Genomic DNA, 15,378 nt, shown 5'->3' on the forward strand with positions numbered 1-15,378 from the left:
CGCCGCAGAAACCACCTGGCGCAAACAGACGCTGCTGCTCTCAGCGACGCTGGAAGGCGATCACATTAAAGACTTCGCCGAGCGCTTGCTCAACGAGCCGGTGTTTATTGAAGCCGACCCAAGCAAAAGCGAACGTAAAAAGATTCAGCAATGGTATTACCGCGCCGACGATCTGCAGCATAAAAACAAGCTGCTGATTCACCTGTTGAAACAGCCAGACGCCACGCGCGTCATCGTATTTGTGCGTAAACGTGAGCGCCTACATGAGCTGGTCACCTGGCTTCATGAAGCCGGCATTCGCACCAGCTATCTCGAAGGCGAAATGGTGCAGGTCAATCGTAACGAAGCGATCAAACGTATGAATGATGGCCGCGTTACGGTGATGATTGCCACCGACGTTGCTGCGCGCGGTATCGACATTGACGATATCTCACACGTCATTAACTACGATTTGCCGCGCACCGCCGATACCTATTTGCACCGCATCGGCCGTACCGCGCGTGCGGGCCGTAAAGGTACCGCAATCTCGCTGGTCGAAGCGCATGACCACGTGCTGCTGGGCAAAATCACCCGTTACATCAACGAGCCGTTGAAAGCGCGTGTGATTGATGAGCTGCGTCCAGAAAGCCGTGCGCCAAGTGCCAAAGTGACGGGGAAACCGTCGAAAAAAGCCCTTGCGAAGCGTCAAGAGCGTAAAGATAAAGAACAAGAGAAACCGCGCGTCAAACAACGCCATCGCGATACCAAAAATGTAGGTAAACGCCGCAAGCCAAGCGGTAGCGATGCACCAGAGTCTGGTGCGGAATAAAACAGCACTCGCTGTAATTAATCGCCTCTTTTGAGGCGATTTTTTTGTTTTAAGCGTAGCGAAAAAGCACTTTCGCTATCAAACGGCCTCAAGAAGTCTTTCTTTGTCATCAAGCCATATAAAAAAAGCCGCGCCAATCAACATTGGCGCGGCTTGTATTGCTGTGTGTCTTTTCGTCAGCGCTGCAATTACAGGCTTTCGGTGAATGTACGTGTAATCACGTCACGCTGGTGCTCTGGCGTCAGCGCGTTAAAGCGTACGGCATAGCCTGATACGCGAATGGTCAACTGCGGATATTTTTCCGGATGATTGACGGCATCTTCCAGCGTTTCGCGGCGCAGCACGTTAACGTTCAGATGCTGACCACCTTCGATACGCACTTGCGGCTTCTGCTCAAGTGGAATTTCACGGTAAGCGATTTCGCCGAGGTCGCTGATAGCAACAACCTGATCTTCCGCGAAATCCCCTTTGGCGCACAGGCAGCGCGCTTCGGCTTTATCATCGTCCAGCAGCCAGAATGAGTTCAACAACTGTGGATTATTTGCCTGAGTAATTTGAATACCGGTAATCATAGTAGGTCTCCAGGGCTTTACGCTGTCGCAACAGGACAGCGAGGTTCATAAAGTTTTGGAATGCTGTGGTATATCACTGCAAGAAACCCACCGTTTTGACCTGTATCAATTTCGTTCAGTCACTATTGCAAGCTGAAAACCTAACAACTTGATTCATAACAACTTCGACAATTAAAAATTTACGTAAATATTCAAATTATTTTTACCCTTCTGCTGTTGAGTTCGACACGTTAAGCTAGGCGCACTATTTTGCAGGGAGTCAATGATGGCTGAGAAGCTGACCTGGCACGACGTGCTGGCTGAAGAGAAAGAGAAACCTTACTTCGTGGAAACGCTGAAAGCGGTGGCCAATGAACGCGCTGCCGGCGTAACGGTGTATCCGCCGCAGAAGGATGTGTTTAATGCCTTTCGGCTGACCGAACTGGGCGATATCAAAGTGGTGATTTTGGGCCAGGATCCTTATCACGGCCCAAATCAGGCGCATGGTCTGGCTTTTTCTGTGCTGCCCGGCGTGGCGATACCGCCATCACTATTAAACATGTACAAAGAGCTGGAGCAGGACATGCCCGGCTTTGTGCGCCCTACGCACGGTTTTCTTGAAAGTTGGGCAACGCAAGGCGTGATGCTGTTGAACACCGTGTTAACGGTGGAAGCCAGTAAAGCGCATTCGCACGCGCGCTTGGGCTGGGAAACTTTCACTGATAACGTTATCAGCGCCATCAATCAGCATCGCGAAGGGGTGATTTTCTTATTGTGGGGATCGCACGCGCAGAAGAAAGGCAGCATCATTGATACGCAACGTCATCATGTGCTTAAAGCGCCGCACCCTTCTCCGCTCTCCGCGCATCGCGGCTTTTTTGGCAGCAAACATTTCTCGCAGGCGAATGCGCTGCTGAGCCAATCAGGCCAGTCACCCATCGATTGGATGCCGGTGCTGCCATAAAAAACAAACGGCCGCATTACGCGGCCGTTGTTATTACAGCGACAGATTAGCCTTTGGCTTTGGTCACTGCCACCATCGCCGGACGCAACAGGCGACCGTTGAGGGTGTAACCACGCTGCATCACCATCAGCACGTGATTTGGCGCCATCTCTTCTGATTCCATCATCGACATCGCCTGATGGATCTCTGGATTGAATGGCACATTGGTTTCGCCAACCACTTCCACGCCAAACTTACGCACCGCGCCCAGCAGCGACTTCAGCGTCAGCTCGATACCTTCAATCATCGAAGCCAGTTCAGCGTTATCTTTGTTTGCGACTTCCAGCGCGCGCTCCAGGCTATCGATAACTGGCAGCAGCTCGTTGGCAAATTTTTCCAGCGCAAATTTATGCGCCTTTTCCACATCCATTTCAGCACGACGACGGATATTCTCGATCTCCGCCTGCGCACGCAGCTGTGCATCACGCACGCCGGTTTGCGACACGGCTAACTCGGCTTCCAGTTGCGCGATACGCTCATCACGCGGATCCACCTCAGCGGTTGTCTCTGCGTCCACGTGCTGCTGATCCTGTTGAATTTCGTCTGAGACTTGCTCGTTTGGGGTGTTCTGTTCTTTACTACTCATGAATTTCTCCGCGTTTTGCACATTCATCTCGCTGGTTGGCTTATTATGGGGATCAGTTTGACGGTTTCAAGTAAACCCATCACATTGCCTGGCCGTTTTGGCTTATAAGGAACTCGCGCTAAATGAACAAACACTTTAACTGCATCGGGATTGTCGGCCATCCGCGCCATCCTACTGCGTTAACCACCCATGAAATGCTCTGGCGCTGGCTAACGGCAAAGGGTTATGAGGTGATTGTCGAGCAGCAGATTGCGCGCGAACTGGATTTGAAAAATGCCGAAACCGGCAGTCTTGCGGATATTGGTCAACGCGCTGATTTAGCAGTTGTTGTGGGTGGCGATGGCAACATGCTTGGCGCCGCCCGCGTGCTGGCGCGCTATGACATTAAAGTAATTGGCATAAACCGTGGCAACCTCGGTTTTCTTACCGATCTCGATCCCGACAACGCGCAGCAGCAGCTGGACGATGTGCTGCAGGGCGATTACTTCGTCGAAAGCCGCTTCCTGCTGGAAGCGCAGGTATGTAAAGAAGATTGCTCGCCGCGTATTGGTAGCGCCATCAATGAGGTGGTGCTGCATCCCGGCAAAGTCGCGCACATGATTGAATTCGAAGTCTATATTGATGAGGTGTTTGCCTTTTCACAGCGCTCCGATGGTTTGATTATCTCCACGCCAACCGGTTCAACCGCCTACTCGCTCTCGGCGGGCGGCCCCATTCTGACGCCGTCACTGGATGCCATTACGCTGGTCCCGATGTTCCCGCATACGCTCTCAGCGCGTCCGCTGGTGATTAACAGCAGCAGCACCATCCGCCTGCGTTTTTCTTCCCTGCGCAGCGATCTGGAGATCAGCTGCGATAGCCAGATTGCCTTGCCCATTCAGGAAGGTGAAGATGTCCTGATTCGCCGTAGCGCTAATCATCTCAATCTCATCCATCCTAAAAATTACAACTATTTTAATACCTTAAGCTCAAAGCTGGGTTGGTCTAAAAAATTGTTCTGAAAATCAGCACTGACTACTTTACTGTATAAAATACCAGGATATACTGTATGTAAAACCATATCTGTTTTTACATACAGGTGATTCTATGCTGGCACAACTGACCATCAGTAACTTTGCTATCGTTCGTGAACTGGAGATCGACTTTCATCGTGGTATGACGGCGATCACGGGTGAAACCGGCGCAGGTAAATCTATCGCCATTGATGCGCTGGGCCTGTGTCTGGGCGGACGCGCTGAAGCAGATATGGTGCGTCAGGGTGCCAGTCGCGCGGATATCTGCGCCCGCTTCCAACTAAAAGCTTCACCTTCCGCACAGCGCTGGCTGGTCGAGAATCAGCTGGATGAAGGCAATGAGTGTCTGCTGCGTCGTGTGATTAGCGCGGATGGTCGTTCGCGTGGTTTTATCAACGGCACGTCAGTGCCGCTGTCGCAGCTGCGTGAACTCGGTCAATTGTTGATTCAGATTCACGGCCAGCATGCGCATCAGCTGTTGCTCAAATCCGATCACCAAAAACATCTGCTGGATGCTTATGCAGCCCACGATGATTTGCTGTCTGACATGCGCCAGCACTATCAGCGCTGGCATCAGAGCTGCCGCGCACTGGCGCAGCATCAGCAGCTCTCACAAGAGCGTGAATCACGTCGCGAGCTGTTGCAGTATCAGTTGAAAGAACTCAATGAATTTTCCCCGCAGTTGGGTGAATTCGAACAGATTGATGAAGAGTACAAGCGCCTGGCGAACAGCGGCCAGTTGCTGTCCACCAGCCAGCAAGCGCTACAAATTCTCGCCGATGGTGATGACACCAACCTGCAGAGCCTGCTGTATAGCGCACGTCACATGCTGGGTGAACTGGTGACCCTGGATAATAAAGTCAGCGGCGTGTTCAATCTGCTGGAGGAAGCTGCAATTCAGCTCAGTGAAGCCAGCGATGAACTGCGTCACTATTGCGAACGTCTGGATCTCGATCCCAATCGCTTGCATGAGCTAGAGCAACGTCTGTCACGACAGATCGCGCTGGCGCGCAAGCATCATGTCTCACCTGAAACCTTGCCGGTACTTTATCAGCAGTTGCTGGATGAAGCAGAACTGCTTTCGCAGCAAGAGAGCGATCAGGAAACCTTGCAGTCTGAAGTCGTCGCGCACCACAAAGCCGCGTTAGCAAGTGCTGAAAATCTGCATCAACTGCGTGAACACTCCGCTCAAGAGTTGAGCCAGCTGATTACCCAAAGCATGCGCACGCTGGCAATGCCGCACGGCCAGTTCGCTATCGTGCTGGAGTTCAATGCCGATCAACTCACTGCAGATGGCGCAACGCGCATTGATTTCCGCGTCACGACGAACCCAGGCCAGCCGCTCCAGCCGCTGGGCAAAGTGGCATCCGGCGGCGAGCTGTCGCGTATTGCGCTGGCGATTCAGGTGATCACTGCACAGAAAATGGAAACGCCAGCGATGATCTTCGATGAAGTTGATGTCGGTATCAGCGGCCCAACCGCCGCAGTTGTAGGCCAAATGCTGCGTCAGCTAGGCGAGTCAACGCAGGTGATGTGTGTGACGCACCTGCCGCAGGTTGCTGGTTGCGGTCATCAGCACTTCTACGTCAGCAAAGAAACCGATGGCGCGATGACAGAAACCCATATGCAGCCGCTGGATAAACGCGCGCGTCTGCAAGAGTTAGCGCGTTTACTGGGCGGCAGCGAGGTGACTCGCAACACGCTGGCTAACGCTAAAGAACTTTTAGCCGCCTGATACCGCACTTTTTTCCCTGCTGGTGGTCATATGCTTGCTCTGTAGAGGTTTCAAATAGCGAAAAGGTTTATTATCATCGGCAGTTATGTCGTCTGAGTAATAAAGCCTGCCGCAGGCAGAGTTCAGAATTTGATGGCAAAAAAATAGCCTTCTGAAAGGCGTTTGGCCCCAGAAAAGGAATGTATAGATGCGCTGTAAAACGCTGACTGCCGCGGCAGTAGTAATGTTGATGATGACCGCTGGATGTTCCACCCTTGAGCGCGTTGTGTATCGTCCGGATATCAATCAGGGGAATTACCTGGTCGCCAACGATGTGTCGAAGATTCATAACGGCATGACGCAGCAGCAGGTTGCCTACACGCTCGGTACGCCGATGATGCGCGATCCATTTGGCAGCAACGTTTGGTATTACGTGTTCCGCCAGGAACCAGGTCATGAAAGTGTGAAACAGCAAACCCTGACGCTGACCTTTGACAGCAACGGAACGCTGACCAACATCGACAACAAGCCGAAGCTCACTGGCAAAGAAGGCTAAGCGAACGGCAATAAAAAAGGCGCTTAAGCGCCTTTTTTAGTTTTACTTTCTGACTATTTCTTTTCAGCTGAACGCTCTGCGCGCTGACGCCGCAACTCTTTCGGATCGGCAATCAGCGGACGATAAATCTCAATGCGATCACCATCCTGCACGACATCAGCCAATTTTACCGGGCGGCTATAAATCCCGACCTTGTTCGAGTTCAGATCAATATCTTTACGCAGTGATAGCAAACCCGACGCCTTGATCGCTTGCTCAACAGTTGCGCCTTCCTCAAGCGTGACGGCACGCAAATACTGCTTATCCGGCAATGCGTAAACCACTTCCACGCTGATATCAGGCACGATAAACCTCTTTCGCGCGCTGACTGAATGCCTGCACCATGCTATTCGCCAGCTCTTTAAAGATGCGGCCGAACGCCATTTCTACCAGCATATTGGTGAACTCAAAATCAAGGTTCAACTCAACTTTGCAGGCATCATCACCCAATGAGGTGAAATGCCAGCCGCCGGTCAATTTACGAAACGGGCCATCAACCAACTGCATCAATATGCTTTGGTTGCTGATCAGCGTATTACGTGTGGTGAAAGTTTTACTGATGCCGGCTTTAGAGACATCAACGGCCGCGGTCATTTGATCTCCGCTATTATCCAGCACGCGACTGCCGGTGCAGCCCGGCAGAAACTGAGGATAAGCATCCACGTCATTCACAAGACGGTACATCTGCTCAGCGCTATAAGGGACCAGCGCTGAACGACTAATCTGGGCCATAATGGTTCCTGTTCATCACAAAACCATTGAATAATACCATTTTCGGTCACCAAACAAAAATTCACGGCTTTGCTTGCTGTGCTAAAATGGAGTGTTTTTTACCGCCCTGCAGGACAGGGGATGCGCCCATAAACTGAGTGATGTAGACTACGCCGCACTATGACAAAGAAAAAAGTTAACAAACCCGGTTCAGCCACTATTGCCCTCAATAAACGCGCACGTCATGAATACTTCATTGAAGAAGAGTTCGAGGCGGGTATGTCGTTACAAGGATGGGAAGTCAAATCACTGCGTGCCGGTAAGGCAAACATCAGTGATAGCTACATTCTGCTGCGCGATGGTGAAGCTTACCTGTTCGGCTCCACTTTCCAGCCGCTGGCGGTGGCTTCAACGCATGTGGTGTGTGATCCCACGCGAAGCCGCAAGCTGCTGCTAAAACAACGCGAACTCGATTCGCTGTATGGTCGCGTTAACCGCGAAGGCTTTACCGTAGTTGCGCTGTCAATGTACTGGAAAAATGCCTGGGCCAAACTGAAAATCGGTGTGGCGCGCGGTAAGAAAGAGCACGACAAGCGTGACGACGTTAAAGAGCGCGAATGGAAGATGGATAAAGCGCGTATTATGAAGAATTCAAAGCGTTAAGCGCTGGATCTTGACGCCACTTGTCTGTAGTATTGAAATTTCTTGGGGCTGATTCTGGACTCGACGGGATTGTGAAGCCTTAGGAGCATGCCGAGGGGCGGTTTGCCTCGTAAAAAGCCGCAAAAAAATAGTCGCAAACGACGAAAACTACGCTTTAGCAGCTTAATAACCTGCTTTGAAGCCCTCTCTCCCTAGCTTCCGCTCTTAAGACGGGGATCAAGAGAGGTCAAACCCAAAAGAGATCGTGTGGATGCCTTGCCTGGGGTTGAAGCACTAAATCTAATCAGGCTAGTTTGTCAGTGGCGTGTCTGTCCGCAGCTGGCCGGCGAATGTAAAGACTGACTAAGCATGTAGTGCCGACGGTGTAGTAATTTCGGACGCGGGTTCAACTCCCGCCAGCTCCACCAAAATTCTCCATCGGTGATTACCAGAGTCATCCGATGAAGTCCTAAGAGCCCGCATGGCGCAAGCCCTGCGGGCTTTTTTGTATCTGGACTCTTTCAAGGCGACTCGCATGAAAATCCCAAACCGACTCCAGCCTCTCGTCGATGATGGCCTGGTAGATGAAGTACTACAGAGACTAAGAAGCGGCAAAGAAGCTGACGTTTATACCGTGTTAACGGGCGGAAAAATCCAATGTGCCAAAGTGTACAAGGACGCCACGCAACGAAGTTTTAAGCAGGCCGTGCATTATCAGGAAGGACGTAAAGTCCGTAACAGCCGCAATTCACGTGCGATGCAAAAAGGGTCGAAATTCGGACGTAAGCAGCAAGAAGAGACCTGGCAAAGCGCCGAAGTTGATGCGTTATTCCGCCTGGCGAATGCTGGCGTGCGCGTCCCGCACCCCTACATTTGCATCGACGGCGTATTATTGATGGAGCTGGTCACAGACGCAGAAGGCCTGGTTGCGCCACGCCTGAGTGATGTGTTCCTCTCTGAAGAGAACGCAATGAAAGATTTCGATACGATGATCCGCAATATCGTGCGCATGCTGTGCGCCGGTATTGTTCATGGCGATCTGTCGGAATTCAACGTGCTACAGGATGCCAACGGACCGGTCATTATCGACTTGCCGCAAGCTGTCGATGCCGCCGCAAACAACCATGCGGAATCAATGTTTGAGCGCGATGTGAATAACATCACCGCCTATTACGGGCAATACGCTCCGCAGATTTTGCAAACGCGCTATGCGAAAGAGATCTGGCAATTATATGAAGACGGAAAGCTTACGCCAGAAACGCCGCTTACTGGTCTCTTCGTAGAAGAGTTGCATGAAGTGGATATGAATTCGCTGATGGATGAGATCATCGCCGCCGAAGATGAGTTCTACGATCGTCAGCGCGCCGCTAAAGAACGCGACGAGGAGTAGATGCGGCTCCACAGCTCGGGCAGGCTGGCAATAAACGCCTCGGCTATTGCATGTTTATTGCCTCCCGGATTCCATAACGTTACCAGCGTAACATTCAATCCCTGATTGCCGACTTCGGTGGGCAATAGTTGCACATTGCGCCACTGCTGAGCCTGAAAATGCATCGGCAGGAATCCCCAGCCCGCGCCACTTTCCAGCAAATGTTGCAGGATGGCGCGATCGTTAACGAACAGGGATTTGCCAGAAATTTGCAGGCGTCGACTAATCTGCTCATCGTGGTGGGGATGCATAACCAACTGCGGAATCAGTGACAGATCGAGCAGCGTCACCGGCCGCGGCTGATCGCGAAACATCGTGCGGGCGGCGAAAAAATTAAGTTCGATGGTGCCCAGCGCCTGCCATTCCATCTCATTTCCCAACGTACGATGCTGCGCCTGGCAGATAGCAACATGCGCCGTCCCATTTTTGAGCGCCGCTTCAGCCTCATCACGCGTACCACTCCATGCGTTAAAACGGATGTTCTTCTCAGCCATATATTCAATAACAGCGTGAAGAAAAGCGTGCGGAACGAAAGGATCGTAAACCAGCACCAGTTCCTGCTCGACGGCAGCAGGCAATGCACGCGCGTAGGATTCAAATGCCTGCGCCTGACGCAGAAAAAGATGCGCCTGACGATGCAGCTGTTGGCCTTTTTCCGTCAGCAGTAACCTGCGCCCTTCCCGTAAGAACAGCGTGTAACCCAACGCATCTTCAAGATAATCCAGCAAGTCACGCACCGTGGTGCGATCCTTCCCCAGCAACAGGGCAGCTTTTGAAACGCTGCCGGTTTCAGCAATCGTGGCAAAGGCTTCAATTTGCGAAAAAGAGTAGCGCAACGCGGTCATGACAGACTCCATAATTGAGAGGGTTTTTCCCCCATTGAGTGATTTTATCAGGGGATTAACCGTTCTTATACTGCTGCGTATTCACTCCTCAAGCGCAGAGAACAAAATGCATAAACGTCTTTTACAACCCATCCTGATGGCCGCATCGCTGAGCGCGATTACCCTTTCCTTCGCCTCGCCCTCCTTCGCAGCGGAAACACAGAATTGCGGTGGCGTAATGCTGCAATCTTGCCCACAGCCTTTTGATAAAAAGCTGCCGGATCCGCATCAGATGCTGAGCTGGAGCCAGGCCGATCGTGTGGTGGGATTCCGCAATGATTACCGCAACTACGCGGGCGATGTATTTCATCATGGAAAATCAACGCCATTGAAAGCCGCCAGCAAGCCGCTGACCGATGCTTCTTACACCTTTAACGGCAAACGCTATTCATTGTCCGATTACCTGAAACGGGAAAATGTCAGCGGCATGCTGGTGCTGAAGAACGGGAAAATTGCCTATAAGTATCTTGGCGAAGGCAATACCGACCAGACATTATGGACGTCACGCTCAGTGGGCAAATCGGTGGTTTCCACGCTAGTTGGTATCGCCATCAAGCAAGGTAAAATCCATTCGCTTGACGATCGGGTGACGGATTACGAGCCGGATCTCAACGGCACCGCCTGGGATGGCGTCACGCTGAAACAATTGATCCAGCACACTTCCGGTGTTGCCTGGAACGAGGATTACACTAATCCCAACTCTGACTTTGCGCATCTGACGCAGTGCGAAGCGCGCCCTGGCACCTACGATTGCGTGCGCAATATCATCAAGCAATTGCATCGCGCACATCCGGCAGGAGAATCCTGGTCGTACTCATCCGGCGGTGCGTGGTTGCTCGGCGATGTGCTGGAGAAAGCCACCGGTTTGTCAATCGCCTCCTGGCTGGAACAATCCATCTGGAAGCCTTACGGCATGGCCAGCGATGGCGTATGGCATGCCTATGCCAAAGGCCAACACGACGTTGGCGCGCATGGCTTTAACGCCACGCTGGAAGATTGGGGCCGCTTCGGCTTGTTCATCATGAATGATGGTCGTTTGCCAAATGGTCAGCAGATGTTGCCCGTTCACTGGCTGGATGATGCATCCAACTGGACGCAGGCGCGTAACTCGGTATCCGCCGCTCATCCTGAAGGCACTTATGGCTATCAATGGTGGAACAACGCGGTTGCCGCCAATGCGCAACATGTCGCTCCAACCGCCGATAAAGCGTTGAAAAATTCTCTGTGGGCGCTGGGAATTTATGGTCAGGTGATTATGGTGAACCGTGCTGAAAACCTGGTGATCGTGCAATGGTCAACCTGGCCGGAAGCGGAACCAAAGATGAATGCTCAGCCACTTGAAGCGGCGTTAATGTATAGCGCGATTGCGCAGCAGCTGGCAGGTTAATGCTGCGGGGCCACCGTTAAGGTGGCTCTCATCTCTTCCTGCAACAACCTAAAATGCTATCTGGTGTCGATTTAACCAACGAAACTAGACCTTTTTCATTCCTGGTTTATTCTTAAATCTTTCCATCCCGGCCTATGCCAGGATGAATACCTGAGACGACATATTTCATGAAAGAGGGAATTATGAAAAAGACCATTATTGCACTGTCAGCCATTCTGATGGCTTCTTCGGCTTTTGCCGCGACCACACATGCAACTGATGAGACTGTCGCTAACGCGCAGGCCGGTGCTAACACCGCTAAAGAAAAACTGCATCAGGCGCAGAACGAAGGTAAAGAGCAGCAGCTCAAAGCCAAGCATGCCGCTGAAGGTAAAAGCGACAGCATGACCAGCAAAGCCAGCGAAGGGACGCAGAAAGCCTGGAACAAAACAAAAGAAGGTTCTGAGAAAGGTTGGGATGCCACCAAAGAAGGCACGCAGAAAGGTTGGAATAAAACCAAAGAAGGTGCCAGCGATCTGAAGAAGAAAGTGACTGAATAAACTATTAAAGTAGTTAATTATGTAAAAGGCTGTGAATTCAGCCTTTTACTTTTAAAGACAACATCTAGCTATAATTTATCTAACGAAAAATTGCGATACCGCATTAATGCATATACATATCGTAATATTGTATCTAATTTCCAAGTACGCCCTAATTCTTCTGCAAGTGTTGTACCCAACGTCTTTTTATCATCCTCACCAAATTTATTTACATAAGAATTAAGGATCTTCATTGCTGGTGAATCCGAAACTAAGCGAGCCAGTACGCGTTCAACACTGCTGTGTTGTAACATTGAATCGACTTTAGGATTGATAATAACCTGATCATCTTTTCTAAAGCAGAAACTTAATGCAACAAGGTCTTGAATAGCATTCCTATATTTATTTTCCTTAATGTAATTATAATCCATGTTTTTATTGTCATATAAATACTTTGCTACCTCAGATGTTTTCTCAGGAGTTGTTGCTGCTAGGAAAAGAGACCCGCGTCTATTTTTAACACCTCGCTTCTCTAAATCAACCACACCAAAAGCAGGCGATGCCAGTTCGCCATCATATATAACAACTGACTGTCCTATTACAGAGACTAGGCCTGTATATTGCAACCATGCCAAAAAGCGAGAATTGTATCCCTTCGGATAACTTCCATCTTTATTAAGATATGTGTTTTTTATCACTTCCTCATATTGCTTTATATTAACCCTTTTTAAGTCAGCATCTTCAACATGCTCAAGAAGGTTTAGATATACACTATGACTGTTAAAATGCTCCCTTAAAAATTCAGGCAACGAATTGATGCTATCTCTAGATAAAACATCACCCTTAGCGTTTCTGTCGATCAATACAAAATACTGCAAATCCATAATAACATTAGCGAGAGTTCCTCTTGTGTAATTCAGTCGTTTTTGCAAAGCATCCACGCTAATTTTTTTGAATAAGTCTATTACATTTAATATTGATGATATCATCTTTGGCGAGTTTGACGGCATATACGACCAAGGTATTACTGGTAATGCATTACCCTTTAAATAATCTCTAAAAACATCCCAGTAAACTGATAACTTTTCGCCTGTTTTTATTATCATCCTATCTGATATCAAATTTAAAACCGTATCACTACCAAAATCTTTAGTTGTTTCATACTGGCTAACTGGTGAATTCTTAGCTACAAATCTAAGACAAGCATTTTGTTTTTCAGGCCTATCCAAATCTTCATCAAATAAATTAGATATTTGAAGTTGACTCACTAACATCTGATCTTGAGATATACCACCCTTCAGTTTTTTGAAAACATGAATGCACAATTTTTTCAACAGCCAAGGATATCCCTGAGCTTGCTGTATCAATCTGGTCCGCAATGGTTTTTTTAACTTAAATCCAGTAGTTAGTTCAAAGCCACTTATTAATTTCGAAGAATCTTTAAGTTCGAATTGCTCAAGTCTCTTTTCAACCCTATAATCTTTCAAATTATTCCACATGGAATATGCTGGGTTTTCATCTCCTAATGTAATACCAGTTCTCCAGGAAAAGCCGACCACAATATTGCTTTGCAAAGCTGACACATCTAAACCAAATCTTTCAAATGCTTTAAATAACCCAAAAAGTTCCTCTTTCATAAAAACTTCTTCAAATTGATCAAAGAAGATAGTCAAAACCTTTTCATTATCTTCTAAATACCTCATACACTCCTTGAAGCTTTCTGAGCTAGTAATATCAGCAATATTTTCAATAATAAATTCTTTATTATATTTTATGAAGCCTTCATTAATTGCCATATTGAATGCTTTAACAACAGCTTCAGCCACAAACCTTCCGCCTCTTGCTGATCTAACATCTACTGATGCTAGAAAAAACTTATTTCTCCATTTTATATTTTTAAATCTTGATGAAAGCATTGCAATTAATGATGATTTACCATTCCCCGACCTGCCGACTAGTGAAAGAACTCGGCTTTTAAACTCTCCAATCCTAACACCATCTAGATAATCCCATATTTCTTTCTGAACGGTATCTCGGCCAACAAAATCCTTGGGCCTACAAGGTTTATAATCCATCAAATCATCAGCAAGTATAATATCGCTTACAATTTCCTTCTCATACGACTCAGATAGAATAATATTATTCTTTTTCAGCTCAGGTTGAGACAAATAAAAATAATCAGTAATTTCAAGTCCTTCAAAAAAACCTTGTTCCCTCATTATCTCACTTAACTTTGAGATTGATGGATGAGTTTTCATTTCATCTACTGCAAAAGGGACTAGACGTATAGGACTGCCGTTTTCAGATTCCTGAAGCAGCCAAGTCATTTCCACTTCAGGATGAACAAGAAGGGAAGCACTTGTATATTTTGCAGGGATTTTTTCAGATGGAAAATCTTCTACTTTTCCAGTTGCTAAAATTGACTTGAGAATTTCTTTCTTATCGAAAAAAGAATAATCAATTCTCTCATCCATTCTAAAGTCTTCAAGAGTTGATTGTGCATCTTTACCTAAGTCTGAAATAGAAAAAAGCGCTATCTTTTTGACTTTTGCTCTGAATGACTGAGAAAAAGCCAAGTCCACTATTGATGAGTCGATTTTTTGCTGCATGAACTTACACTCTACATAAAGCTTCTCATTCGAAGGCGTATGCGTAGCTTGAATATCAATTTCCATTCCAGACTTTCTAACTTCCATTCCATCAATTCTGAAAGATTGCCGACGTAAAATATCTGCGCAAAAACTTTCAAAAAATTTTCCTTTCATTGTAGAGGAGTAATTCTTGGGGACACATACAATTAAATCTTTATTCAGTGGTAAGGGTCTACTCATAAACACTCCTTTTAAATTAATTAAAACTTCCGTTTTTAATAAAAATAAACAATTACAAAGCTAATTAAAAAAACCTTCTAATGAAGGTAAAAAAAGCGAGAACGACATCAAGTCACATATTGATACACATTTAATTCCAATGTCAAGCTTAGGAAGGAAAAAATAGAACCACTCCCATACAAAGAAAAAAACACCAACATAAAAAAAATGGCAATATAATAATCCTTAAAACCCTAAATTTTCAGAACCCAAACCCACCACGTGGAATTTCACTGACGCCTTAACGTAAACATTCCATCAGCAGTTCCCTTATAAAACCATTACCATCTAACTCCATTCCAAGTGCGTCAGATAAAAACGAAAAACCCCGCCAAAAAACCATCTCGTATAAACGAGATCAAATTACCGAACATAATGAATCGACAAGCAAATTCACCACAAATTTACTGTCCTTCTTTGAGATGAATTTAAAACATTTGATGACAAGAGAAATATATCACCTAAATAAGATAGCGACTTTTTATCAGATTAGAATAAAGCATTCTGATTACTCGAATTTACAACACACTTACGGAACGCAATCACAGCTATTTGATATAATTATGAAGAAAAAATATCTTTATTTTACGTTTCCTCAACTTTGCATCTTCAGCGCTATCCCCTTAGACTTTACGCAACACTCCATTAACCAATAAATCTTATGTCT

Annotated in this window: 15 protein-coding genes and 1 other RNA gene; 10 read left to right on the forward strand and 6 right to left on the reverse strand. The window is 47.7% G+C overall.

The genetic code is table 11. From position 1 onward, the window contains the following. A partial coding sequence (locus RTY00_RS07295) for a helicase-related protein (RefSeq protein WP_312663963.1) occupies positions 1–808 on the forward strand: 808 nt, incomplete at its 5' end. Between the two features lie 188 nt (positions 809–996). Here the strand turns inward: RTY00_RS07295 and grcA are convergent. Further along, on the reverse strand, positions 997–1,380 hold the full coding sequence (grcA, locus tag RTY00_RS07300; protein WP_312663964.1) for an autonomous glycyl radical cofactor GrcA: 384 nt from the start codon (positions 1,378–1,380) through the stop codon (positions 997–999). A 265-nt stretch (positions 1,381–1,645) separates the two neighbouring features. Between grcA and ung the strand changes: the two genes are divergently transcribed. Further along, positions 1,646–2,323: a uracil-DNA glycosylase gene (ung, locus tag RTY00_RS07305; protein WP_312663965.1), complete on the forward strand. Its 678-nt coding sequence runs from the start codon at positions 1,646–1,648 to the stop codon at positions 2,321–2,323. A 46-nt stretch (positions 2,324–2,369) separates the two neighbouring features. On the opposite strand, the gene grpE is transcribed toward ung, so the two are convergent. Next, the gene (gene grpE, locus RTY00_RS07310) at positions 2,370–2,948 is read right to left on the reverse strand and encodes a nucleotide exchange factor GrpE (protein WP_312663966.1); all 579 of its coding nucleotides are present in this window, start codon (positions 2,946–2,948) and stop codon (positions 2,370–2,372) included. Between the two features lie 122 nt (positions 2,949–3,070). Between grpE and nadK the strand changes: the two genes are divergently transcribed. The 3 genes from nadK to bamE all read left to right on the forward strand — a co-directional run bounded on the left by nadK (position 3,071) and on the right by bamE (position 6,231). Next, complete coding sequence (gene nadK, locus RTY00_RS07315) at positions 3,071–3,949, forward strand: NAD(+) kinase (protein ID WP_008101540.1); 879 nt, start codon at positions 3,071–3,073, stop codon at positions 3,947–3,949. 85 nt (positions 3,950–4,034) lie between these two features. Then, the gene (gene recN, locus RTY00_RS07320; protein ID WP_312663967.1) at positions 4,035–5,696 is read left to right on the forward strand and encodes a DNA repair protein RecN; all 1,662 of its coding nucleotides are present in this window, start codon (positions 4,035–4,037) and stop codon (positions 5,694–5,696) included. Positions 5,697–5,883: 187 nt separating this feature from the next. Continuing rightward, positions 5,884–6,231, forward strand: coding sequence for an outer membrane protein assembly factor BamE (gene bamE / locus RTY00_RS07325; protein ID WP_061718027.1), 348 nt, complete (start codon positions 5,884–5,886; stop codon positions 6,229–6,231). Positions 6,232–6,284: 53 nt separating this feature from the next. Here bamE and RTY00_RS07330 read toward each other — a convergent pair whose 3' ends face one another. Both RTY00_RS07330 and RTY00_RS07335 read right to left on the reverse strand, forming a co-directional pair. After that, the gene (locus RTY00_RS07330) at positions 6,285–6,575 is read right to left on the reverse strand and encodes an RnfH family protein (protein WP_061718029.1); all 291 of its coding nucleotides are present in this window, start codon (positions 6,573–6,575) and stop codon (positions 6,285–6,287) included. Continuing rightward, the gene (locus tag RTY00_RS07335; RefSeq protein ID WP_008101549.1) at positions 6,568–7,002 is read right to left on the reverse strand and encodes a type II toxin-antitoxin system RatA family toxin; all 435 of its coding nucleotides are present in this window, start codon (positions 7,000–7,002) and stop codon (positions 6,568–6,570) included. The genes RTY00_RS07330 and RTY00_RS07335 overlap by 8 nt, the downstream gene beginning before the upstream one ends. A gap of 159 nt (positions 7,003–7,161) precedes the next feature. Between RTY00_RS07335 and smpB the strand changes: the two genes are divergently transcribed. From smpB to RTY00_RS07350, 3 genes are all read left to right on the forward strand, one after another. Then, positions 7,162–7,644, forward strand: coding sequence for an SsrA-binding protein SmpB (gene smpB / locus RTY00_RS07340; RefSeq protein WP_007886141.1), 483 nt, complete (start codon positions 7,162–7,164; stop codon positions 7,642–7,644). A 44-nt stretch (positions 7,645–7,688) separates the two neighbouring features. Next, positions 7,689–8,051, forward strand: a transfer-messenger RNA (tmRNA) gene (gene ssrA / locus RTY00_RS07345). Positions 8,052–8,158: 107 nt separating this feature from the next. Further along, positions 8,159–9,013: a PA4780 family RIO1-like protein kinase gene (locus tag RTY00_RS07350; RefSeq protein WP_312663971.1), complete on the forward strand. Its 855-nt coding sequence runs from the start codon at positions 8,159–8,161 to the stop codon at positions 9,011–9,013. Here RTY00_RS07350 and RTY00_RS07355 read toward each other — a convergent pair. Then, a complete protein-coding gene (locus RTY00_RS07355) occupies positions 8,980–9,897 on the reverse strand; it encodes a LysR family transcriptional regulator (RefSeq protein ID WP_312663968.1) in 918 nt (305 codons plus the stop codon). The genes RTY00_RS07350 and RTY00_RS07355 overlap by 34 nt on opposite strands. 106 nt (positions 9,898–10,003) lie before the next feature. On the opposite strand from RTY00_RS07355, the gene RTY00_RS07360 reads away from it, so the two are divergent. Next, positions 10,004–11,323 (forward strand): serine hydrolase, encoded by a 1,320-nt coding sequence (locus RTY00_RS07360; RefSeq protein WP_312663969.1) that lies wholly within the window; start codon positions 10,004–10,006, stop codon positions 11,321–11,323. 182 nt (positions 11,324–11,505) lie between these two features. Beyond that, positions 11,506–11,862 carry a hypothetical protein gene (locus RTY00_RS07365; protein ID WP_008101580.1) on the forward strand — a complete coding sequence of 119 codons (357 nt, stop codon included), beginning with the start codon at positions 11,506–11,508 and terminating at the stop codon, positions 11,860–11,862. Positions 11,863–11,930: 68 nt separating this feature from the next. On the opposite strand, the gene RTY00_RS07370 is transcribed toward RTY00_RS07365, so the two are convergent. Then, positions 11,931–14,672 (reverse strand): restriction endonuclease, encoded by a 2,742-nt coding sequence (locus RTY00_RS07370; RefSeq protein WP_312663970.1) that lies wholly within the window; start codon positions 14,670–14,672, stop codon positions 11,931–11,933. Positions 14,673–15,378 lie beyond the last annotated feature (706 nt).

The organism is Pantoea sp. CTOTU49201 (assembly GCF_032054795.1).
Classification (GTDB): domain Bacteria; phylum Pseudomonadota; class Gammaproteobacteria; order Enterobacterales; family Enterobacteriaceae; genus Pantoea; species Pantoea symbiotica.